Annotated in this window: 20 protein-coding genes; 7 read left to right on the top strand and 13 right to left on the bottom strand. The window is 47.5% G+C overall.

Going from position 1 to position 22,939, the window contains the following annotated elements:
- Positions 1 to 21: 21 nt before the first annotated feature.
- The 4 genes from AC5YB1_RS16395 to crp form a co-directional block, all read right to left on the bottom strand.
- Positions 22 to 1,371, bottom strand: coding sequence for an ATP-binding protein (locus AC5YB1_RS16395; protein ID WP_494520040.1), 1,350 nt, complete (start codon positions 1,369 to 1,371; stop codon positions 22 to 24).
- Positions 1,368 to 2,042 carry a response regulator gene (locus AC5YB1_RS16390; protein WP_494520039.1) on the bottom strand — a complete coding sequence of 225 codons (675 nt, stop codon included), beginning with the start codon at positions 2,040 to 2,042 and terminating at the stop codon, positions 1,368 to 1,370. Before AC5YB1_RS16390 ends, AC5YB1_RS16395 begins: the two co-directional genes overlap by 4 nt.
- A gap of 283 nt (positions 2,043 to 2,325) precedes the next feature.
- The gene (locus AC5YB1_RS16385) at positions 2,326 to 2,664 is read right to left on the bottom strand and encodes a PepSY domain-containing protein (RefSeq protein ID WP_494520038.1); all 339 of its coding nucleotides are present in this window, start codon (positions 2,662 to 2,664) and stop codon (positions 2,326 to 2,328) included.
- 81 nt (positions 2,665 to 2,745) lie between these two features.
- Positions 2,746 to 3,381, bottom strand: a complete 636-nt coding sequence (gene crp / locus AC5YB1_RS16380) for a cAMP-activated global transcriptional regulator CRP (protein ID WP_012156707.1) — start codon at positions 3,379 to 3,381, stop codon at positions 2,746 to 2,748.
- 581 nt (positions 3,382 to 3,962) lie between these two features.
- Between crp and AC5YB1_RS16375 the strand changes: the two genes are divergently transcribed.
- Positions 3,963 to 4,736 (top strand): SEL1-like repeat protein, encoded by a 774-nt coding sequence (locus tag AC5YB1_RS16375; protein WP_494520037.1) that lies wholly within the window; start codon positions 3,963 to 3,965, stop codon positions 4,734 to 4,736.
- A 466-nt stretch (positions 4,737 to 5,202) separates the two neighbouring features.
- Here AC5YB1_RS16375 and AC5YB1_RS16370 read toward each other — a convergent pair whose 3' ends face one another.
- The 3 genes from AC5YB1_RS16370 to AC5YB1_RS16360 form a co-directional block, all read right to left on the bottom strand.
- On the bottom strand, positions 5,203 to 6,090 hold the full coding sequence (locus AC5YB1_RS16370) for a phosphoribulokinase (protein WP_494520036.1): 888 nt from the start codon (positions 6,088 to 6,090) through the stop codon (positions 5,203 to 5,205).
- 83 nt (positions 6,091 to 6,173) lie between these two features.
- A complete protein-coding gene (locus tag AC5YB1_RS16365) occupies positions 6,174 to 6,425 on the bottom strand; it encodes a YheU family protein (protein ID WP_494520035.1) in 252 nt (83 codons plus the stop codon).
- A 3-nt stretch (positions 6,426 to 6,428) separates the two neighbouring features.
- On the bottom strand, positions 6,429 to 7,403 hold the full coding sequence (locus AC5YB1_RS16360; RefSeq protein WP_494521664.1) for a hydrolase: 975 nt from the start codon (positions 7,401 to 7,403) through the stop codon (positions 6,429 to 6,431).
- Between the two features lie 124 nt (positions 7,404 to 7,527).
- Here AC5YB1_RS16360 and AC5YB1_RS16355 point away from each other — a divergent pair, with 124 nt between their 5' ends.
- Together AC5YB1_RS16355 and AC5YB1_RS16350 are read left to right on the top strand one after the other, a co-directional pair.
- Entirely contained in the window at positions 7,528 to 8,034 is a 507-nt protein-coding gene (locus AC5YB1_RS16355) for a twin-arginine translocation signal domain-containing protein (RefSeq protein ID WP_494520034.1), read from the top strand.
- 106 nt (positions 8,035 to 8,140) lie between these two features.
- Positions 8,141 to 9,748 carry a GMC family oxidoreductase gene (locus tag AC5YB1_RS16350; RefSeq protein WP_494520033.1) on the top strand — a complete coding sequence of 536 codons (1,608 nt, stop codon included), beginning with the start codon at positions 8,141 to 8,143 and terminating at the stop codon, positions 9,746 to 9,748.
- 22 nt (positions 9,749 to 9,770) lie between these two features.
- Here the strand turns inward: AC5YB1_RS16350 and AC5YB1_RS16345 are convergent, their stop codons facing one another.
- Positions 9,771 to 10,214, bottom strand: coding sequence for a TIGR02444 family protein (locus AC5YB1_RS16345; RefSeq protein ID WP_494520032.1), 444 nt, complete (start codon positions 10,212 to 10,214; stop codon positions 9,771 to 9,773).
- A gap of 217 nt (positions 10,215 to 10,431) precedes the next feature.
- The gene (locus AC5YB1_RS16340) at positions 10,432 to 12,345 is read right to left on the bottom strand and encodes an ABC transporter ATP-binding protein (RefSeq protein WP_494520031.1); all 1,914 of its coding nucleotides are present in this window, start codon (positions 12,343 to 12,345) and stop codon (positions 10,432 to 10,434) included.
- A 175-nt stretch (positions 12,346 to 12,520) separates the two neighbouring features.
- Between AC5YB1_RS16340 and AC5YB1_RS16335 the strand changes: the two genes are divergently transcribed.
- Complete coding sequence (locus AC5YB1_RS16335; RefSeq protein WP_494521663.1) at positions 12,521 to 12,721, top strand: YheV family putative zinc ribbon protein; 201 nt, start codon at positions 12,521 to 12,523, stop codon at positions 12,719 to 12,721.
- 70 nt (positions 12,722 to 12,791) lie between these two features.
- Here AC5YB1_RS16335 and AC5YB1_RS16330 read toward each other — a convergent pair whose 3' ends face one another.
- Entirely contained in the window at positions 12,792 to 13,103 is a 312-nt protein-coding gene (locus tag AC5YB1_RS16330) for a hypothetical protein (protein ID WP_119977604.1), read from the bottom strand.
- 480 nt (positions 13,104 to 13,583) lie between these two features.
- Between AC5YB1_RS16330 and AC5YB1_RS16325 the strand changes: the two genes are divergently transcribed.
- Both AC5YB1_RS16325 and dbpA read left to right on the top strand, forming a co-directional pair.
- Positions 13,584 to 15,020: an MFS transporter gene (locus AC5YB1_RS16325; protein ID WP_494520030.1), complete on the top strand. Its 1,437-nt coding sequence runs from the start codon at positions 13,584 to 13,586 to the stop codon at positions 15,018 to 15,020.
- 291 nt (positions 15,021 to 15,311) lie between these two features.
- Entirely contained in the window at positions 15,312 to 16,715 is a 1,404-nt protein-coding gene (gene dbpA, locus AC5YB1_RS16320; RefSeq protein ID WP_494520029.1) for an ATP-dependent RNA helicase DbpA, read from the top strand.
- Positions 16,716 to 17,452: 737 nt separating this feature from the next.
- Here the strand turns inward: dbpA and AC5YB1_RS16315 are convergent.
- Positions 17,453 to 17,761, bottom strand: a complete 309-nt coding sequence (locus tag AC5YB1_RS16315) for a hypothetical protein (protein WP_115407322.1) — start codon at positions 17,759 to 17,761, stop codon at positions 17,453 to 17,455.
- 85 nt (positions 17,762 to 17,846) lie between these two features.
- Here AC5YB1_RS16315 and AC5YB1_RS16310 point away from each other — a divergent pair, with 85 nt between their 5' ends.
- Entirely contained in the window at positions 17,847 to 19,253 is a 1,407-nt protein-coding gene (locus AC5YB1_RS16310; RefSeq protein ID WP_494520028.1) for a hypothetical protein, read from the top strand.
- Between the two features lie 99 nt (positions 19,254 to 19,352).
- On the opposite strand, the gene AC5YB1_RS16305 is transcribed toward AC5YB1_RS16310, so the two are convergent.
- Complete coding sequence (locus AC5YB1_RS16305) at positions 19,353 to 20,555, bottom strand: IS4 family transposase (RefSeq protein ID WP_494520027.1); 1,203 nt, start codon at positions 20,553 to 20,555, stop codon at positions 19,353 to 19,355.
- A gap of 913 nt (positions 20,556 to 21,468) precedes the next feature.
- Positions 21,469 to 22,854 carry a DEAD/DEAH box helicase gene (locus AC5YB1_RS16300; protein ID WP_494520026.1) on the bottom strand — a complete coding sequence of 462 codons (1,386 nt, stop codon included), beginning with the start codon at positions 22,852 to 22,854 and terminating at the stop codon, positions 21,469 to 21,471.
- Between the last annotated feature and the right edge of the window lie 85 nt (positions 22,855 to 22,939).

Below are 22,939 nucleotides of genomic sequence, written 5' to 3'. Positions count from 1 at the left end.
ATAATGGAACAAACGGCAGGGTTATTGCGGCGTAAAGCGTAACTGAATTTTTAAGCCGTCAAGGGTGTCACTGTGCTCAAAACTAAGGTCAATCTCATACTGCTCGGCAATGTCTTTCACTATCGAGAGCCCTAGGCCATGACCTATGATGCTCTCATCTAAACGAGTCCCTCTGTGAGTAAGCAATGACAGCTGATCACTATCGACACCACAGCCATCGTCTTCGATGGTTAATATAAGCTGCTTATCGTCATTTTGTGCTGTTGCCCTCTTCACGCAAACAGACACTGTCGATTTAGCCCATTTAAAGGCATTATCGAGCAGGTTGCCAATCAGCTCCATGCCATCTTCCCGGTGTATCGGCAAGCGGTTGATACTGTCATCAATGGCAAATTGACTCTGTATCTGTTTGCCATGGTGAACCTTATTTAAGGTCTGACACAGATCATGTAGATCTTTGGGCAGCTGCATCTGCGCCGCCGGTAGCATGTCGCCAGTGATCCGCGCCGCCGCCAGTTTGCGCTCTATCATTTTATGAATAAGATCGAGTTGCTTTTGCAATGCCATGGCCGAGTCAGGGTCTTTTAGCCCCAAAGCTTCAACTTGCTGCTGCATCACCGCCAGCGGGGTTTTTAAGCCATGACTAAGATTACCCAAATTATTACGACTGCGTTCCATCTGCTTGCTTGAGTATTGCAAAAGCTCGTTATAGGTGGTGGCTAGTGGGGCAAGCTCTGGAGGGATCTTGTTGACATCTAAAGAGGTTATTTCTCCGCCGCGCAGTTTAATCAAGGCTTGTTGCATATCATTTATCGGTTTAAAAGATTGCCTTAATACGATAAAAATCCCCGCGATCATGGCCAGCAGCATGGCTAAGTTGACCCCCAGTTTGGTGCCATAAACTTGAGTGAAGACTTGGCGGCCAATACTCAAGTCTTGGGCGACTGTAATGGTGGCCTGTACTAAGGCGGTCTCACTGCTTAGGCCTAAAGAGAGCAGTTGGATGTCGTGATTTTGCGGCCCTTTGGTCTGCCAGACTCGGGTTTCCCCTTTGGTTAAGGGGCGAATATCGAGGCGTTGATCCCATAAGGAGCGGGATCTGAGCTCGATATGATCCATATTAAGTTGATAATAGCGGCCCGAATAGACAGGTTTGTAGAAGCTCGATAGTTGGCTTTGATCTATGCTGATGTTGCCGTTATCGAATTGAATCGCCAGTAATACCTGCTGTAAATCCTCTTCGAGACGGTCAATAATCGAGTCATGAAACGCTTGCCTGAGCATCGACTCAAAAATGACGATGGCAACAAAGGTTGAGATGATCACCAAGCCTGATAACCACAGGCTCAGCTTGGTGCGAATGGAGATCATTGTTTTAAGCCGTGAAAAATATACCCTTGTCCGCGGCGCGTTTCGATGGCGGTTTTGCCCAGTTTTTTACGCAGATGGGTCACGTAAACCTCAACCACATTACTCTCTTTCTCGTCATCAAATTGATACAGTTTGTCGGTCAGCTGCGCTTTTGATAGCAGCTTTTTCGGCGACATCAAAAAAATCTTCAGTAAGCGAAACTCCATGGCGGTCAATTCAAAATGTTGCTCGCCAACGCTGACGCTTTGCTGGCCTTCATCTAAAGTCACCCCCTCGAAGCTGAGTTCTTTAGTGGGAGTACTGGCCTTGCCGTGGGCACGGTTGATCAGCGCATTGATGCGGGCCAACAGCTCCTGAGTATGAAACGGTTTACCTAAGTAATCATCGGCGCCAGCATTAAAGCCTTCTACTTTTTCGTGCCATTGACTGCGAGCCGTCAGCATAATGACTGGTGTGTTAACCCCTTGATTACGCCAATTTTGTAGTAACAATAAGCCATTACCATCAGGCAAACCAATGTCGAGGATCACGCAATCATAATTGGTCTCTTTGATAAGGTAGTCGGCTTCTGCGGCTTTATCGGTGATATCGGTAACGTAACCCGCTTGTTTCAGCTGTTTTTCCAGCTCGGCAACTAAGAGGGTGTTGTCTTCAACGAGCAGCAATTTCATATATGGATTTACCTGTTTGGGTGATCATTTCTGGTTGGAGTTGCTCAAAAAATGATTGTTTCTAAGCATTATCTAGCCTAGTTATTAATACCAATAAAATTGAATAAGTGATCTATTTGTTGATAAAAAAACGAGCTATACAAGGTGCGAGTTGAAATAACGATTTACTTTGCTTGTAAACTTATACCTTGTAGCAGCGCATCTTAACCATCAAGCATGACCCGATAATTAATGCGATTGGCATAAATCATACACCTTTTCCAAGAGGCCATGTAGCGCTGTGTTATTTTTTGTCGTATTGGCAATGAGTGGGCAGTTCCGCAGTGTTTCTTGGTTCGCCAGTGGTGGCATCCATCTTCAGCGAGATTAATTCTCCTTGCAGACTTCTAAGTTGCAGATGGTAATGCCATTGTCCTTGAGCTTGATACAAATGGGCGTCGAGCAGTTTAACGCTGCAATAGCTTTCGACTTTGGCTAGTACTACATCGAGGGGGAGTATTTTACCATCGCTGACCAGTTTTTGGGCTTGATTGTGCTCAAGTTCGGTAAGTGGCGTGGCTGATAGCGAGGCGAGCGAAAAGAGATAGAGGATGAATGCACTAGCAATGTAGATGGGTTTCACTAATGCTGTCCTAAAAAAAGTGGCCTGACATAATGTCAGGCCACTTTAGCGAAGATCTATTAAATCTAACTTAACGCTAGCTTAGCGAGTACCATAAACTACGATAGTTTTACCGTGCGCCTGGATAAGATTTTGCTCTTCAAGCATTTTTAGGATTCGGCCCACAGTTTCACGTGAACAGCCCACAATCTGGCCAATCTCTTGACGAGTGATCTTAATCTGCATACCGTCAGGATGGGTCATCGCATCAGGCTGTTTAGCTAGGTGCAGTAAGGTTTGCGCAATGCGACCAGCAACATCAAGGAAAGCTAAATCGCCCACTTTCTGGCTGGTACTGTGCAGGCGGTAAGCCATTTGCGAAGAGAGTTTCATCAAGATCTCAGGATTAACCTGGATCAATTGCTTAAACTTCTTGTACGAGATCTCGGCGATCTCACACGCCTGCTTAGCGCGAACCCAAGCGGTACGTTCAGCTTGTTCTTCAAACAAGCCTAATTCACCAATAAAGTCGCCTTGGTTAAGGTAAGAGAGGATCATCTCTTTACCTTCTTCATCTTTGATTAATACTGCAACAGAGCCTTTAACGATGTAGTACAGCGTATCTGAGTCTTCACCAGCATGGATCAGTGTGCTTTTGGCTGGATATTTATGAATGTGACAGTGTGATAAAAACCATTCCAAAGTTGGATCCGGTTTAGGCTTACCAATCAGAGCCATGCCTGTGTTCCTCGACTGAATTAATGTAAATACAAGAATATGCTAAATAAGTAGATTACGTCAATTGAGCAGAAAAAACCTCGTGAGAGATCAAACTTTGCGACAAATTTGCAACCCAATAAGCAGATTTTACCGTATTGTAAATATCGGACTTTATAATGATACATTAGTAATATATGTCAACTATTACCGTGTTAAGTCGACGCTATTTGCCTAACAATGCTGTATGCATCACACCAACTGCTTGAGCCGATTCTCTATGCCGTTATTTACGCTTAGATAGCGTTGGTTAGGCGCTATTGTCAATTTTGTTTAAAGAGCGTTGCCTATGCGACGATTTATCTCGACTTAGCGTGGCGATTATTGTTAACGTTATCGGTCTATGTCGCTGTTGGTGTTAGTAGGCTTTTTAATGCCTCTAGTTAACGTCCCTAGCGATTTCGGTATGGCACCCAGTGCCGATGGCTGGTTACGCCACTAGGTTTTATGGGTTGCTGTATTTGTCTTATCAGTGAACGTTTATTGCTTTAACGGTCGGTTTGGTTGGCCAATTGAGTTGTTTGATTTGGGAGAAGTGAACCATGAAGATCAATACGTGGATGATAACCGCCAGTTTATTGTTTGGCAGCGCGGTAAGCCATGGGGCGTTCGCATTTTCGATTCCAGCCACGGCGCAAGCGCAAGCGGCGAGTAAGTTGGCTCATATCCAACTCAAAGCGGTTCAAGGCGACTCCGAAGCCCAATACTTGTTGGGTTTGATGTATGTATCGGGACGTTTTGTCTCACAAGATGCCTCTCTAGGGCAACAATGGATCATTCGCGCCGCAGAGCAAGGCCACCTCAAAGCGGCACAAACCATTGCCGATCTCTCCTTCGATGGTAAGCTTATCGATAAAGATTTAGCCCAAGCCGAACGCTGGTATCAACAATTAGCGGCTCAAGGCGATACACGGGCTAAATTTCGTTTAGGCTTTATTTATGCATCAGGTGGTCATGGCGTAGTACGTAATTGCGGTAAGGCGGTCGATTACTTTCTTGCCGTGGGTGATAACGTGGCGCTGGGCAATGCGGCGTGGATATTATCCACATGTCCCGAATCTGAACATCGTAACGGTGATAAGGCGATGGCTATCGCTAAGGGTCTAGTTGCTGCCAATAACCAAGATCCGACTCATTTAGATAACCTTGCGGCGGCGTACGCCGAAATGGGTGACTTTAATGCTGCGGTTAATATCCAGCAACAAGCTATACATGCGCTTAAACAGATGGCAGACCAACATCGTTTTGATGAGTTTCAGTTGCGCTTGCAGCATTATCAGCAGCAAAAACCTTACCGCGAAGCTTTACCCTTATAGTCTGCAGTGAGCTTGGCTGCCGCTTGCAAATATGCGCAAGTGCATCCGCTGCAGCGCATATTAAACAAGGCGAAGCGGCGTATTGCTTGAGCTCAAGCCGAATTGTTACTTTTGAGTCTAAATGACGGCAGCAATCCCCAGGGTATTAAAAACCGAATTCAATAATAGGCAGGTATTCACGAGCCGATGTAGTGAGCACTTATGTGGATATAAATAGGCTGGTGTGGATACAAATGGGTTGGGTTACAGCATAAATGACAAGCCGTACTTACTGAAGAATGGTGTACTAAGGTATCGTGAGCAATAACTTACAGTGGGGGATGGTGCGCTAGCATACTCAAGGAAGCAAACAGATCAAGATGGGGGAATTCACTCCCAAGAGTATACTAACTATCAGTCTTTCGCCTGAAATCCCGATGAGTGAGATTCTACGTGGACTGACTTAAACGAAGCTTAAGCTACGCCATTATTCATTATCTAAATCGAGTAGCTGTTGTCTTTTTTCTTGTAGATCGCGGATAAGCGGATTCAAAATCAGCTCCATCGCCAGTGACATTTTACCGCCAGGCACTACCAAGGTATTGATACGAGACATAAATGAACCATCGATCATCTTAAGGTAATAGGGAAAGTCGACGTTGTTGATACCGCGAAAGCGGATCACCACAAAACTTTCATCTAAGCTGGGGATGGTTTTGGCGCTAAAAGGATTAGAGGTATCGACGGTGGGCACGCGCTGAAAGTTAATATGGGTGCGTGAGAACTGGGGCGTCATATGGTTAATATAATCGTCCATGCTGCGCACAATTGAGCCCATCACTTTCTCGCGGCTATGGCCACGTTCAGAGGTATCGCGAATGATCTTCTGGATCCACTCTAAATTAACAATGGGGACCATGCCGATTAGCAGATCCACATGTTGCGCCACATTGCACTCATCGGTGACCACCCCACCGTGTAACCCTTCGTAATAGAGCATGTCGGTGTTGTCGGGTAGCGGTCGCCACTGGGTAAAGGTGCCGGGCATCTGATTAAAAGGCACTGCCTCATCAAAAGTGTGTAGGTAGGAGCGGGTCTCGCCTTGGCCCGTTGCGCCATAATCTCGAAAACACTGCTCTAGTTTCTTAAAGTCATTGGCTTCTGGGCCAAAATAGCTGATATTTTTGCTGTCGTGTTGCGATTGGCGGATCTTCAGTTCCATCTCGGGACGGGTATAGTGATGAAAGCTGTCTCCCTCGATCACCGCCGCGTTGATCCCCAGTTGGCGGAATATATGGCTGAACGCAGTCGTGGTCGTGGTGGTGCCGGCTCCAGAGGAGCCCGTCACGGCAATTATCGGGTGTTTGGCTGACATTTATTTACCTAAAAACGCTGAAGTAGTCACGGTCTGCTAAGCAGCAGTGAAGCAATAGTTATACGGTACAGACCCTGTGCAGGTCAATCTTCTGTTGATTTGGCTAAGGTATTGTCTTTGTGACGAATCGCAATCGATTCATCCTCTTCACTGTACTCGACGACCAGTTCATTGCGCGCTAGTGCCTGCTGGCATTGACGTATCGCCGTAGACATTGCCGCGTCATCGAGGGCAGCAAAACTGCCATCTTCCATCTGAGTGAATAAAAATTCTTTGATTAAGTTATCCAATGTATCACTGGGCAGTTGTTGTAACGCAGAGTAAGGCACCAACATGGTTTATTGTCCTATGTCGAACAGAAAATGGGTGATACGTTTTTCTAAATAATATTGCGGTTTTAGTGGCGTACCGCCGTCGATAAAGCCCACATGGCCGCCATTATGATGCAGCTCATACTGCACCGCGCTCGCCAGCTCACAGGCATTGGGGATCACCTCATCATTCATAAAGGGATCGTCTTTAGCGTGGATCACCAGTGTCGGCTTGGTAATTTTACTCAGATAGGCCAGGCCGCTGGCGCGTTGATAATAATCGGCTACGCCGCTAAAGCCGTGTAAGGGGGCGGTAACCCGATCGTCAAACAGATGGAAGGTCGTTAAAAGTGCAATATCGGCATGGGACACTGGCATCTGGCCCTGCAAGGAGGGCATATCGAGTTTTTCACGCACTTTTTGCTGTAACTGTTTAATAAGGTAAGTTTGATACACTTTTGAAAAACCGCTTTTCAGCCTAGTGGCGCAAGCGCCCAATTGCAGTGGCGCCGAGACGATAATCCCCCGTTCAATTAAGCTGTTATCGGCACGTTCCCCCAAATATTTTGCCAGCACATTGCCCCCTAAGCTATAGCCGACGGCCAATAAGGGGCTGGTGGGATAATGCTGCTTAAGCATGCTAAGGGTGGCCTGTAAATCTTGGGTATCGCCGCTGTGATAACTGCGGGCCAAGCGATTACTCACCCCAGAGCAGCTGCGATGATGATGCACCACGGCGCATACCTGCATACTGGCTAAGCGGTTAAGTAGGCGCCTGATATAGTGGGAATCGGCGCTGCCTTCTAAGCCATGCACCAAGACCACAATGGCTTGATTAGCCTTGGGCTCACCTAAAAAATCAACATCGATAAAGTCACCATCATCGAGTTCGAGGCGTTGGCGTGTTAGCGCAGGGCCATCCACTTTTGTCAGCACCGGTAATATCGTCTGAATATGTGGGTTTTTAGCCCACCAAGGGGGAGAAAATTGTGGTTGCGTCATCATTGGCTGTTGCTGAATATTAAAACATGTGTTTAATTATTGTAAGTGTCGATAAGTGTACCACAGAAAGTGGTGCCGAATTTAAGCCTCTACAGGTCGATTAGGGCAATGCAGGAGAGAGAACATGAACAGACGAACCTTTTTGGCTACGGCGCTCGTAGGCACTGGGGCGTTGGCTTTAGGTGTCACTCTTTATCGCCCGCCTTATGTGCAAGTCAATAAAGCACTCGACCGTCACCACCGCCTGTTGTTCAGTTTGCTGCTGCCAGTGGTATTAGATGGCGCACTGCCGCAAACTGATTCGCTGCGAATTGCCGCGCAAAATCGCACTCTAGATGCTATTAGCGACACTATGGCACTGCTGCCTATTGATGCGCAAGCCGAGCTAGAGCAGTTACTGAATCTGCTGGAATCGCGACTTGGCATGTTGTTGCTCACCGGGAGCATGACGCCACTGTTACTGCGTAGCCCAGCGCAACTGATTGCCATGTTAGAAAGTTGGCGAAACAGTTATTTAGATATGATGATCACCGCATATCAAGGTTTAAGGGAGTTGATAATGGCCAGTTATTACGCTTGCCCAGAGCATTGGTCGCGGCTGAATTACCAAAAACCTGCCTTGTTTGGCTAAACCTCCGGGCTCACTCATGTGGCTAACGATAACCGTTCGCTGCGTATTGATACCATAATCCACCCTTAAACAAGGGTTACAGCAGCATTAGTACGGAGGCCAGACATTGGCGATACCAGACCCCATAGTAGAAGGCTTAGCAAGCGGATGGCATCACATCGATGGCAGCCATCTTGACGCGCCCACCACGTTAGAAGCCGATGTCGTGATTGTGGGCAGCGGCGCTGGTGGCGGTGTATCGGCGGAGATCCTTACCCAAGCCGGTTTATCGGTGATCATCATCGAGGCGGGGCCGCTCAAGTCCTCAGAGAGTTTCAATATGGAAGAGCGCCGTGCCTATCCTAACTTGTACCAACAAGCGGCCTCGATGAAAACCAAAGATAAGGCGATAGGCATTTTTCAGGGGCGCGCCGTAGGTGGCTCAACCACCATCAACTGGACCACATCGATTCGTACCCCTGACGAGGCCCTGCGCTTTTGGGCTGCTGAAAAATCGGTGAGCGGCCTGACAAGCGAGACTTTAGCGCCTTGGTTTGAGCAGATGGAGCAGCGACTCAATATCAGTGAGTGGGCTATTGAGCCTAATAACAATAACCTGGCGCTCAAGCGCGGCTGTGAAGCCCTAGGCTGGCAGCACACAGTGATCAAGCGTAACGTGGCGGGCTGCTGGAACACAGGTTATTGCGGCATGGGCTGCCCAGTCAATGCCAAGCAGTCGATGTTAGTGACCACCATTCCGGCGGCGCTATCCCAAGGGGCGACGTTAGTCAGTCGAGTGAAAGTGACTAAAATTGAGCACCACAAGCAGCAAGTATTTGCCTTAAAAGCGCAGGCGCTGAATGACACCCTCACGCCGACGGGGGTCGAAGTACTGTTTAAGGCCAAGCATTATATTTTAAGCGCCGGTGCCATACATACCCCAACCTTGATGCTGCGCTCAAAACTGCCCGATCCTTATCAACTCATCGGCAAACGCACCTTTTTACATCCCACCTTACTCAGTGGTGCACTGTTTAACGATGCGATTAATGGCCACAGCGGCGCGCCGCAATCTATCTATTCTGACCAATTTGTGTGGCAAAATGGCGCTTCAGGCGAGCTAGGTTATAAGCTTGAGGTACCGCCGATCCACCCGGTGTTAATTGCTTCTAAAACCTTAGGATATGGCCAGAGTCATGCGCAGTTAATGGCCGAGTTTAATCAACTGCAGGTGACCATAGCGCTGGTGCGCGATGGTTATCATCATGACAGTCAGGGGGGCCAAGTGCAGCTAACCGATAATGGCTTTAATCTCGATTATCCGCTTAACGAGGCGTTTTGGGGGGCAGCGCGGCGTGCCTTTGCCAGCATGGCAGAGCTGCAATTTGCGGCGGGCGCAAAGCAAGTGCTGCCCATGAGTGAGGGTATGGGGCTGTTGTCGAGCTGGGCCGAGGCGAAACAAGCGATTGCCGAGATGCCCTTAGCACCACTGAAAACCATCGTCGCGTCGGCGCATGTCATGGGCGGTTGTCCAATGGGTGAGGACCCGGCAATGGCGATGGTCAATAGTCAGGGGCAATCGCACTATTTCGATAACTTGTCGGTGATGGATGGTTCAATCTTTCCCACCAGTTTAGGGGCCAATCCTCAACTGTCGATTTATGCGATTACGGCTAAAAATGCCACCGCGTTAGCGCAGCGGTTAACCTCTGGCATATCAACGCCCGATGGCTGAGCGTCAATGCCGCAGAGATAAGTTACCTGTTGGATATGCGCGCCAAGTGCTCGCCAATATCCATATCGAACAGGCTCAAATAGCGGGCTAGGTTATCGGCATGGGGTGAGGATTGCAGTAAGCTTGGGGTGTGCAAAATCAATTTTTGCACCTTGCGCTCTAACATCAGTTCCGCCGTCAACATCTGCTGATACTCATCGGGGGCGAGATGGCCTTTACTGAGTTTTCGCAGGTGACGATAGGGCTGGAGCAAGTTGAGCTCAACGCTTGCTATCTGTGTGGTGAGGTGTTGCCAGCTTTGAGTAGGCATAAGGTAGTCATGGCTGTCGAGCCACGTTGCCAACAGCGCTAGGTTAACATTTACCCCGTGTTCATCCTGTAGCTTGAGGTACTCAGCCTGCTGCTGGGCATAGAGTAAGTCGCAGTCTTGCCAAAGCGATGGGGGAAGTTGGGTTAAACACGTCATGGTGACAGATCCTTGTGCTACTTGATTACGATGAACAGGTGTTATAAGCGAGCGTGAACTACCCCAGTTTTGGCTGAGTACTTGTGCGTGCTGGTGGCTGGCGAAAGCCTTCAGCGCCAACATTAGCCTTAGATGCAATCTGCCTTGAGGCGAATAAACCGCCTCAAGGGAGTTGGATGACTGTTATAGTTAAGTGGTTATGGCTAAGTGATTGTAGTTAGGTGATTTGTGCGGTTACGCTTTGTTCCATCGCTTCAATCTGTTCTTGCAGTTCCAGCCACTCCATTTCGCTCTCTTCCAATGCTTGGGTCAGCTCGGTTCGCTCGCTCAATACCGCCGTCAGCTTGGCCTTGTTATCGGCATCATACAGGCTGGTGTCGGCCAGCATGTTTTCTAATTCGCTTAGGCGTTCGCTGCACTCTTGCTGCTGTTTTTCCAGTTTGGTTTGTACTTTCTTCAGCGGCGACAGTTTTTGTCTTAACTCAGCTTCGAGGCGCTTTTGCAGTTTTTTATCTTGTGCAGGCGAAGCTTCGCTCACGCCTTCGTTGTGATTATCGCTCTTGGCCGCATCGAGCAACCATTGGTGATAATCATCGAGATCGCCATCGAAGCTACGCACTTCACCTTGATCCACCAAGTAGTAGTCGCTGCAACTGAGGCGCAATAAGTGCCTATCGTGAGAGACGATAATCATCGCCCCTTCGAAAGATTGCAGTGCCATGGTGAGCGCATGACGCATCTCAAGATCTAAGTGGTTGGTGGGCTCATCGAGTAGCAGCAGGTTAGGGCGTTGCCATACCAAGAGCGCTAACACCAAGCGGGCTTTTTCACCACCCGAAAAAGGCCGCACTGGCGATAATGCCATGTCACCGTTAAAGCCGTATCCGCCCAGAAAATCACGCAGCTCTTGCTCGCGATGGTTGGGGGCAAGGCGCATTAAATGTTGCAGCGGTGAGTCATCTAAGCGTAAAAACTCCAGTTGATGCTGGGCAAAGTAACCTATGTTAAGTCCTGGGTTGGTTTCATAGATGCCGCTTAGCGGTTGCAGTTGGCCCGACAATAACTTTATCAGGGTGGATTTACCCGCGCCGTTACGTCCGAGCAGGCCGATACGCGCACCGGGCACCAAGTTAAGGTGAACATGGTTTAAAATCACCTTATCGCCATAACCTACAGAGACTTGCTCCATTTTCACCAAAGGATTGGGCAGGGCGTCGGGGGCTTTAAACTCCATATAAAATGGGCTGTCGGCTTTAGATGGCAGCAGTTCAGCCATGCGTTCGAGCGCCTTTAAGCGGCTCTGGGCCTGCTTAGCCTTACTGGCCTTATAGCGAAAACGGTCAACAAACGACTGCATGTGCGAGCGCTCTTTTTGTTGGCGCTCATACGCCACCTGTTGCTGCGCCATCCGCTCGGCGCGAATGCGTTCAAAGGCGCTGTAATTGCCTTTGTAATAGTTGAGTTTGTGGTGTTCGACATGGACAATTTCATCCACAATGGCGTCGATAAAGTCCCTGTCGTGACTGATCAGAATCAAGGTGCCTTGGTAGGACTTAATCCACCCCTCAAGCCAATACATGGTGTCTAAGTCTAAGTGGTTGGTGGGTTCATCGAGCAGCAACAGATCCGAGCGACACAGTAGCGCTTGGGCCAAGTTGAGTCGCATGCGCCAACCACCCGAGAAACTTTTAACCGGATTTTGCTGATCGGCTTCGGCAAAGCCAAGGCCAGCCAATAAGCTGGCGGCGCGCGATTGAATGGTATAGCCGCCGATGGCATCGAGTTTGCCGTGCAGCAAGGCAATGGCATTACCGTCGTTATCTTGCTGGGCTTGATGCAGTGCCTGCTCTAATTGTCGATATTCTTTATCACCGTCAATCACATATTCTAATGCGCTGACACCTAACGCGGGTGTCTCCTGCGCCACCGAGGCAATTTGCCAGCCACTAGGAAGGCTAAACTCGCCTTTATCTAAGCTTAAATGACCGAGGATCAGCGCTAACAAGGATGACTTACCCGTGCCATTAGCGCCCACTAAGCCGACTTTATGGCCGGGATAGATGGTCAGTGACGCTTCGTCTAATAGGGTTTTTGAACCACGAATAAGTTGTGCTTGAGTAATGGTGATCATTAAGGTCGACTTGATACTGCATGGAGATAATTGGCTGAGGATAATAGCGTAAAATCGCCTATTTTAGCCACCGTTTCGCAATAACAATTTCTAACTAATGGAAGTCTTTTTGATTGGCTTATGGCAAAATGCCGCCATTGAATTGCTAATTTACAGACTACAGGTTAATCGCAACGTGAGTAAAGTCAGAGTAAAGAAACGTTTTGTCGCCGGCGCGAAGTGCCCCAAGTGTAAAGCGGTAGACAGTATCGTACTGTTTAAAGAGCAAGGAGTTGAAACGGTAGAGTGCATCGAGTGTGATTACCGTGAGCAACAAGCCGAAGCCGAGGTTGCCGCTAAGGCGACAGGTGGTGTTATTGGGGTGTTTAAGCCTTAAATAACTTAAGCCCTTAAACAGCTTAAGCTAGGTGCTGCTAGGCGCTGGCACCTAGCACTGTATCTGACGCTTAATCCTTAAAGCCTTCATATAAAAACAGATGACGCGTCTGGTTAAAGCGTGCTTCATCGCTGTTGATAAAATCGATAGCCAGTTGCGCCTGCTCTTGGCGACACTTATCGAGCTTGGCGATTTCATATTCGTTCATCACTATGTTCATCGCCTCGACCGTCCATTCGCACTCACCTAGGCCGATGGTGACTTCGTCGGGATCATAGTGAGTCACCATCCAGTCTTGCAGCTGCTCAGTTGAAATCTGCTGATTTTTCCATTGTTCAAGTTGTTCGATAAGTTGGCTTTTGCTGATATTGGCTTGTGTCATTGGGTTGTTAATTACTGGCTGATAAATCTTGCCGCCTAGGATACCGATTTATAACCGGCGATGCGATGCTAAATGGAAGCTTGCCGATAACTTAGGCTTAATTAACTTAGCCACAATTAACTTAACCTTAATTGACTTCGCCTCAAGCTGCGCGTCTTGGTGATGTGACTGTTATCGCTAGCGCATGCCCTATCTTTTATCCCTAGTTGTTTCGTCATAGTCATATTAGCCATTGCCATTTAGCCAATGTTATTTCGCCAATGCTACTTCGCTCCGCCACTGCTTTTTAGCTATTGCTCATTAACCACAGTGACTCACTCGCAGACACTGAGCCAAGTGGTTTAACCCATAAGCGAGGGGTGAGCCTGTGGTGTGTATCGCAACCTTGATAAAATGGGGGGGCATTTAGGTTGCAAGTGTTGCCTTGTTGTACGCGGCGGGGTAGTTTGTTGTGTTTTTTTTATTTTTGGATCACATCAAATGAATAATAAAGTTACATCCAAAGCCACCGAGTCGGCTGCGTCGACTCACACTAAGACGGCTTTTCCGCGTATGTTTTGGGTCGCCAATGGCGTCGAACTGCTCGAACGCGCCGCCTATTATGGCGTGTTTATCGTCATCACCTTGTATTTGTCTCGTATCTTGGGCTTTAGCGACGTAGAAGCGGCGTGGTTGGCAGGCTCCTTCTCGGCGGGTCTCTACTTTTTACCCACCTTCAGCGGTGCCTTAGCCGATAAGATAGGCTTTAGGGGCGCCTTGTTGCTGGCGTTTGGTCTATTGACCATAGGTTATGCCTCATTAGCGATTTTCCCCATGCTAATAGAAAACCAAGGGCTGGTGGAATACGGTAAAGACACTGTCTACCATGGCTTGAGAGAAGCCGATATTCGCTGGGCGATCATCCCTATCTTAATCGTCATCATGATTGGTGGCTCCTTCATCAAGGCGGTGATCACCGGCACGGTTGCGCTATCGACCACCACAGCGACCCGCGCTAAGGGCTTTTCTATCTTTTATATGATGGTTAATATCGGCGCTTTTTCCGGTAAAACTGTGGTTAAACCGCTGCGCGAGTCGATGGGCGATCTGGGATTAATTAACCTCAACTATTTTGCCGCTAGCATGACGCTACTGGCGTTTATCAGCATTTTGCTGTTCTTTAAGAGCACAGATAACAATCGCTCGGGTAAGAGCCTGGGACAAATTTGGCAAGCATTAACGAAAGTGCTGTCTAATGGCCGTTTGATTTCGCTTACCGTGATTATCTCTGGTTTTTGGATGGTGCAACATCAGCTGTATGCCACCATGCCAAAATATGTGCTGCGCATGGCGGGCGAAGGATCTTCCCCTTCTTGGTATGCGAACGTTAATCCGCTGGTGGTGTTTCTGTGTGTGAGCCTAGTGACCACGCTAATGGCAAAACGCAGCGCACTTTCTTCGATGACCATAGGCATGTTTATCATGCCTGTATCGGCGCTACTCATGGCCTCGGGCAATATGTTTGCCGGTACTGACACCATTTTAGGCATGCATCCTATTGCGGCGATGATGATCATCGGCATTGTGTTTCAAGGCTTAGCGGAGTGCTTTATTTCGCCGCGTTTCTTGGAGTACTTTTCACTGCAAGCACCTAAGGGCGAAGAGGGCTTGTACTTAGGCTTCTCGCATCTGCATTCGTTTATTAGCTCATTGTTGGGTTTTGGTTTGTCAGGATATTTACTCGAGGCTTACTGCCCCGATCCGCGCACCTTTAGTGACCATGCTGCCTGGGTTGAAGCCTCATCCCATGCCCATTACATCTGGTACGTGTTTGCCGGTATTGCCAGCGTGTCGGCAATCTCGTTAATTATTTATGGCGCTGCGATTAAACGCATGGACGCAAAAGTGACAGCTGAGGCCGAGCTGGCCACCGCTTAACTCGCGACTCTTTTAACCGCTATCTTAACAGCTGTTATCTCAAGCCCCTGCGCCGCGTAGGTAAATATTCACGCGGCGTCGGGGCTTTTTAGTGATAAACCCTTTTAACCACACTTGCCTAACGCACTTTGATTAAAACATTGCTATAATCGCCGCCAATACAGGGCAGGGCTTAACGCATTCGGTAATATGAGGGTGTTGGGTTTGCCTATCGACATGCTTTAAATTCGATTAGCTGTGCACGCGCGATTAATACTCGGCCAAGCCCAGCTGTCCGACTAGGAAAATACCGTGAGTCAAGCCGACAACAACACCGCAACTGCTTTTAACAGCCTGGCATTAAAACCTGAACTGCTTGAGACCCTAACCACCATAGGTTTTGAGTCTATGACCCCCATTCAAGCCAAAAGCTTGCCAGCCATCTTAAACGGCGAAGATGTGATTGGCCAAGGCAAAACTGGCTCAGGGAAAACCGCCGCCTTTGGCTTAGGATTACTCAATAAATTGGATGTGAAACGTTTTCGCATTCAAGCTTTGGTGATGTGCCCCACCCGCGAGCTGGCCGACCAAGTGGCGGCCGATCTGCGAACGCTGGCCCGTGGCATCCACAATATTAAAATTTTAACCTTGTGTGGCGGCGTGCCTATGGGGCCACAAATTGGCTCGCTTGAACATGGTGCCCATATTATTGTGGGGACGCCGGGTCGTATTATCGATCATCTCGATCGCGGTCGTTTAGATCTTGAAAACGTCAACATGTTAGTGCTTGATGAAGCCGATCGCATGTTAGAGATGGGGTTTCAAAAAGAGCTCGACGCCATCATGCTCGCCGTGCCGCGTGAGCGTCAAACCTTGCTGTTTAGCGCCACTTTCCCAGAGCAAATTCAAACCATCAGCGAGCAGTTTTTGGTCAACCCTGTGATGATCAAGGTTGAAGGCAAGCACGACGGTGACACCATTGACCAGCATTTTTATGAGTGCGGTAACAATAACGATCGCATGAAAGCCCTGCGCCTGCTGCTACTGCATCACAAGCCAGAAAGTGCCGTGGTGTTTTGTAATACCAAACGCGAAACCAAAGATGTGGCCGCGAAATTGGCTAACGATGGCTTTAGCGTTGTGGCGCTGCACGGCGACTTAGAGCAGCGCGATCGCGACCAGATGTTACTGCGATTTGCCAACAAGAGTGCCAGCGTGATGGTGGCTACCGATGTGGCCGCACGCGGGCTCGATATCGATGCGCTCGATATGGTGGTTAACTACCATGTTGCTTACGACACCGAAGTGCACATTCACCGTATTGGCCGTACTGGCCGCGCGGGCAGCAAAGGGGCGGCGCACACCTTCTTTAACCATGAAGACGGTTACAAAATTGCACTGCTTGAAGATGAAATTGGCCGTGACATTCTGGGCGAAGCCTTGCCAAGCGAAAGCCTGCTCGACACTTACCCACCCCAACCACGCATGGTCACTATTCAAATTGATGGCGGTAAGAAAAACAAAATTCGTCCAGGCGACATCTTAGGTTGCCTCACAGGTGACAACGGCATCGAAGGCACCGAAGTGGGCAAGATTAAGATCACCGAGTTTCGCTCATATGTTGCTGTCGATCGCAAAGTGCTCAATAAAGCCCTTAACAAGATAACCAAGGGCAAGCTTAAAGGTAAGAGCTATCGCGCTTGGGAACTGCGCTAACTTATCGCGCTAATGTGAAAAGGAGCTGACTAACGTCAGCTCCTTTTTTGTTTGTTGTGTTTCTTATTTAGTGTTTGGCCGAATTGCTATTGGTTAAGAGGGTTGAAGGCGTACCTTCATGGCAACCTATCACCTGCGGTGAGCTAATGTGCAAGCGCTCTTTTGGCTCGGTGAGTGAAGCGTAGCTTCGTGCTTACGAACGAAAGAGGTATGGATGCCGAAAAATGTTGGGAATATTTTTGGCCATGATTTCGAAGGCCAAAACCGCGCTTACACTTATATCTAACGCCTCTTCGATTTAGCCGTATTTGATGTGAGTTGCTGGTTCAAAAGCTAACCAGGTTTTGCCCCAAAGTTTGGTGGTCTTGAAATGAAGAACAATGACATTTGCTTGAGTAGCGGCTGGCTGTATTTTCATTTATTGATGTGCTATGAAGACGCACCTTCATGGCAATTAATAGCCTGCCGCAGGCTTTATGTGCAAGCGCTCTTTTGGCTCGCTGTGAATATATCCCTATACGCTCCACGGCGGCATCCATGCCGCCAAGGGCCAAAACCGCGCTTACACCTATCTCTAACGCTTCTTCGATTGGACTTCATTTGATACGACTAGTGAGTTAAAGGCTAAGAAGCTTTTGCCCCATTCCTTGTTTCGCATGGCTGAACTGGCTCTGCTTTGTATTGGACTGTTGACCTAATTTTAGTAATTCTAGAACAGTGTCTACTGTTCTAGAGGCTTACCATTCTCTAGATAATCTTGGTAGCGCTTTTCTAATGCCTTCAAGAATGTTGCTCCACCCAATACGTTCTTTCCAAAGCTTGCCATCGACTATTACTCTGTAGCAGTCAATACGATTGGTTTTATATAACTCTAACGTGTGCGTAGTTGGCACTCCATTGTCGTAATCTGTAATTTCAATCACTCTTCGAAGCTCAGGAATACATTGCACAGATACATCACCTTGTTCGTATTGTGCTGAAGTAGAATTTACTTTACTGTATGATTTACGATAATTTTTTTGAGTCTTACTAGTGTGTCTATACATGCTTGGCCTCCTACCTTACAAGGTAGCGTACCTTGCAAGGTAGCGCTAAAAAGCTGTTAGCTTTCTCTAGGAATGAGTGTCATAAATGTCAAATGTATCATCTGAAAAAAATAAACAACCAGAAAAACCAAAACATAAGCAATTGCTTTCAATCATTGATGAATACCTAGTAGATCTTGAATGTTTAAGGGAAATGCACGCGAGTGTTGTACCTGTTTTACAAGCCCAAGATAAAGAAAGGAAAGACGCATTATCGGAAATCTTTAGAGTAGCCAAAGAAAAAGGCGAAGAGAAGGTTAAGCCTTCAAGTGAAGAGCTTAGTGAGCCACAGGAAGAAACAACAGGCGCAGCTTCAGATTCGGAAAAAAAGGAAGAAGAAACTACTGCAAATTCTGAGCAAAATGATGAAGATAAAAAGAAAGTTACTTTAAAGTTCAAACGAACAGATGTTGAATATATAACTGCCAACATAAATAAAGTTGAAAAGGCAGAAAAACTTTTTGAAAAACAATTAGTAGTAACTCTGGTATCAAGATTTGATGAGTTCCTTGGTAAAATTCTAAAGCTAATACTTGAACAAAACCCTGAGTGGGTTATTTCAGCAGACAAGACTATCAGCTATAAAGATTTAATTGCTTTGAAATCAGTAGATAAAGCCATTCAAGGCATTATTTATAAAGAAGTAGAAGATCTACTACGTGATTCTCATGAAAAACAGATCCAATACATTGATGAAAAATTAAAAATTGGTATCGAGAAAAACTTCACAAAACTCAAAGAATTCTTAGAGGTCGCTGAAAGACGCAATTTATTTGTTCATACAGGTGGGACGGTTTCAAGCCAGTATATAGATAAATGTAAAGGTTTTGGCTGTAAAATATCAAGTTCACTCGGAGATAACCTAGGTTCAGATATAGACTACTTTAATAGTGCTTTTCTTGTGTATTTTGAGATTGGACTGCGTATTGGGCAAGCGTCTTATAGAAGAGTATTTGAGGACGAGATAGAGAAAGCAGATCAAGCACTAAATAACCTCGCAGTAAAATTTATGAATTTAGGTGAATATTCATTATCCGAAGTTATAACTGAATTCGATCTTGCAATTCCCGAAAAACTGCGTTCAACAGACTCTGAATATTTATACTTTGCAAAAATAAACAGGGCTGTATCTCAAAAATTTCAATGTAAAGATTTTGAAAAAGGTTTATCACAAGATCCATGGAAAGTTTTTCATCCCAAATACGCTCTGTCTATTCATGTATTGAGAGAAGAGTATTCTGATGCTGCAAAATTGATGAAAAGTGACGAAATTAAATCTAGCATTGGACAAGAAGGTTTTCGTGCATGGCCTGTGTTCAAATTCTTTCGGGAAACAGATGAGTTTAAAGAGTCATATAAAGAGATCTACGGCAATGATTACGTGCCTGATTTCGAGAAAGATTCTGAATTAAAAGAAGAGCAAGAAAATAAGGCATTAGAAAGCGAAAGCTAACAAGTCACTCAAAAGGACAAATAACAGTTGGTTTTGCTCCTTCGTCGCTTATTTTAACCAACTATTATTTGCCTCTTAGTGAGGCGCTGGGGGATCCCCTCATAATTCAGGTCTCCCAGCAGTGTGAACCAACTTTATGTATTCATGCATTGCCCAGCGTAAATGCTGCGCTGTTATTTGATAGTTTTCCCTCCGCCGAACCTCTTTCCCCAATCTGACAATCGACAGCACAGGCCGGTGCCGAATGGTGTTGGCCTGAAAGTGTTTTTGCCAGCCTAGATGTAAGGCAACGATACCAATTAGCCATAAGGCAATTTCTGCCAGCATAGCGATGAGCAGCAACACATCTAGCCGCTTCGGACAACGACTTTTGCAGTGCCTCAGCCCCATGCCGTATTGTGGACTCTTCAAGTCTCGAAAGGTCTCTTCAATCTGCATTCGCTTAGCGTAGAGCTTTGTCACTTGGACCGAGTTAAAGTGATTAGGTGGTAAGTTGGTTGCCAATAGCCACGGCTCTTTGCTGCTTCTTCCGTAGCTTGCTTGGGCGGTATGGTTTCTTCCTGCATTTGAGGAACGGCGGTCTTTACGACCTTTTTCTTTCGCTTTGTACAGGTGTAAATGACAGGGCAATGGGCTTTTTCGGGCAAGGTTAACACGGCCGATGTATTTGGCTTTGTTCGTTGCTGTTGGGTAAAGCGACTTATTGGAGTGCCATTGATGTGTTCCAACATGCTGATAACTGACGTCACCACGAACACGCCCTAACCAAAACCAGCCGTGACTTGCTACTTGAGCGAACCAAGTATTGCGATAGCCAGCATCGGTGACGATTAGCGGACAGCAGCCATTCGGAAGCACCTTTGCCAACTCAGTCAGAAAAACATTGTGGCTGCGAGGTGCGTTGTAATCTTTGAATTCAAAAGTACGCTCATAAAGGGTCACGCTGCGCCCTTGAACACTGATGGAGGCGCGCAATGTCATCAAGCGGAGTTGTTCTCTTACATCGGCCCAATCGACAAGCACGATAGGCATTGGGTTAGCACCGCAAAGATGCATTGCATGCCAGCGATATATCGTCAATCGGTCGTTATTGATGTGGCGATTACCGAGCAAGCGGTCAATGCGTTTGATACTGTGCTTAGGCGCCACATTACCAGAGATATTACGGCCTAGCTGGGTCAAAGAGAGTTGATCACCATCTAGTAATGATTTAGTGGCAACCATAAGAGAATTAAGACGTTTTTTGTGGATGGAAGAGCATTGATTGCTAAGAGAGTCATGTAGTATTGTAATGTCACGCATGGTGTTGTTCTAGTTTGTTTTTGGCGAAATTGATTAGATCAAACAGCACCATGCGTGTCTACTAATTGATTGTAAAAGAAATTATCTGGGGATTCCCTAGAGTGAGGCGTTAGCCCATAGAAATATTAATCTGAAACTCACATATATAGAGCTAAAGTTCTAACACGGAAATGTCCAAAACCGAGTTAGCTTTTGATTGTCCGAGTGACACTAGTAAGATCAAATCGAAGAGATTAAGAACTCGGGTGTAGGTGCGGCTGTGACCTTCCGTGACATGGATGTCACGGCAGAGCCGACAGGGATTGTACTTGCGGCGTGTCACAGAAGCACCTGCACAAAAGGCCTGCGGCAAGCAATTCAAAATGATGAAGGTTAACGCTACCATCAATCAATAAAAACCAACTCAGCCAAATGCAAAATCCAAAAATGCCAACACCTTCATTCGAAGTCCCACAACCTTTTGTCCAAACATAATTTTGCTTTTTACGGTTCTGTGGATACCAATTACGGCTAAATCGAAGAGATTAAGAACTCGGGTGTAGATGCGGCTGTGACCTTCCGTGACATGGATGTCACGGCAGAGCCTACAGGGATTGTACTTGCGGCGTGTCACAGAAGTACCTGCACGAAAGGCCTGCTGCAAGCAATTGATAAACCATGAGGTTATGGTTAAAACAACCCCTTTAAATACCTAAGTCGGGTAAACGTAAGGCCACACTCACCGTGCCTCAGAGGTATCGACACATTCCCCGTTGGCCAGCCAATCGCTATATTCGTAGGCTTCATCCCTAATCCCTAATCCCTAGACCGGGTAACACCTAGGGCGAATAATTCCTAGGGTAGGAAATTGCGAGATAAAAAAATGGCCAGTATTGCTACTGACCATAGTGTGGTTACGACTTACCGATAAGCGTTACTTAGCGGTTTGCGCGGCACTTGGGCGACGCGTACGGCGACGACTCGGGGCGTTACCGTCTCGGTGTTCGCTCTTGCCTTGGTAAGGACTTTTGCTTTGTCCTTGGCCTTCGCGGTTGCCTTGCGGCTTATCGTCATTGCGGTTGTGACCGCCGCTATTACGCGCTGGGCGATTGCCGCTGGGCTTAGCATTACGTGGGCCACGGTTTTGTCCATGACGCTTAGGTGTTAAGTCTGTTTCTGGCAGCTTATGAGTCGACTCAAAGCCTGCCACTTCGGTGCGCGGCAGGGTTTTACCGATCAAGCGCTCGATATCGGCCAGCAATTTGCTCTCTTCGCTGCTCACCAGTGAAATCGCTTTACCCGCGGCGCCGGCGCGACCAGTACGACCGATACGATGTACGTAATCCTCTGGCACGTTCGGCAAGTCAAAGTTGACCACTTGTGGTAGTTGATCGATATCGAGGCCACGAGCGGCAATATCGGTCGCAACCAATACGCGGACTTCGCCACTTTTAAAGTTAGCCAGCGCCTTGGTGCGCGCGCCTTGGCTCTTATTACCATGAATGGCCGCAGCTGTGATGCCTTTGGCATCTAAGCTCTTAGCGAGGCGGTTTGCGCCATGCTTGGTGCGGCTAAAGACCAATACTTGTTGCCAATCATGTTGCTTAATTAATTGCACCAGTGCAGCCGACTTTTGCGTCTTGTCTACTGGGCAAATTAACTGCTCTACCGTATTGGCGGTGGTGTTACGCGGCGTTACTGAGATCTCGACCGGATTGTTAACCAAGCCTTTGGCTAGGGTGCGGATCTCATCGGAAAAGGTGGCCGAAAACATCAGGTTTTGACGCTTGGCGGGTAATACGGCCAAGATTTTTTTGATGTCGTGGATAAAGCCCATATCCAGCATGCGGTCGGCTTCATCGAGCACTAACACTTCTAGCTGGTTAAAGCTAACGGCGCGTTGGTTATAAAGGTCGAGTAAACGCCCTGGGGTGGCCACTAAAATATCGACGCCACGATTAATTTGGCTGATTTGCGGGCCAATGCCGACGCCGCCAAATACTACGGCGCTACGCAGGGGTAAATATTTGCCGTAAGTAGTGACGCTTTCTGCTATCTGTGCAGCCAGCTCTCGAGTTGGGGTTAACACCAGTGCACGCACTTGTTTGGCGCGAGCACGTTCTCCTTTGCTTAGCAATTCGAGTAGTGGCAGGGTAAAGCCTGCGGTTTTGCCCGTGCCGGTTTGTGCCGCCGCCATTACATCCTTACCTTCTAACACGGCTGGAATCGCCTGCGCTTGAATTGGAGAGGGTGTTTCATAACCTTTGTTGGCTACAGCTTTTAAGATAGGGGCGGATAAACCTAGGGAGGTAAAACTCATAGATGGGTCTCTTGGGGCTGCATGGGCAGCAAAATTCAGGTGCCAGGTACGCTGGCGGGCGTGCATCTTACAGGATTTACTGAAA

The organism is Shewanella sp. 433 (assembly GCF_059338565.1).
The sequence above is the reverse complement of the archived record's forward strand: the minus strand, read 5'-3'. Positions and strand labels throughout refer to the sequence as shown.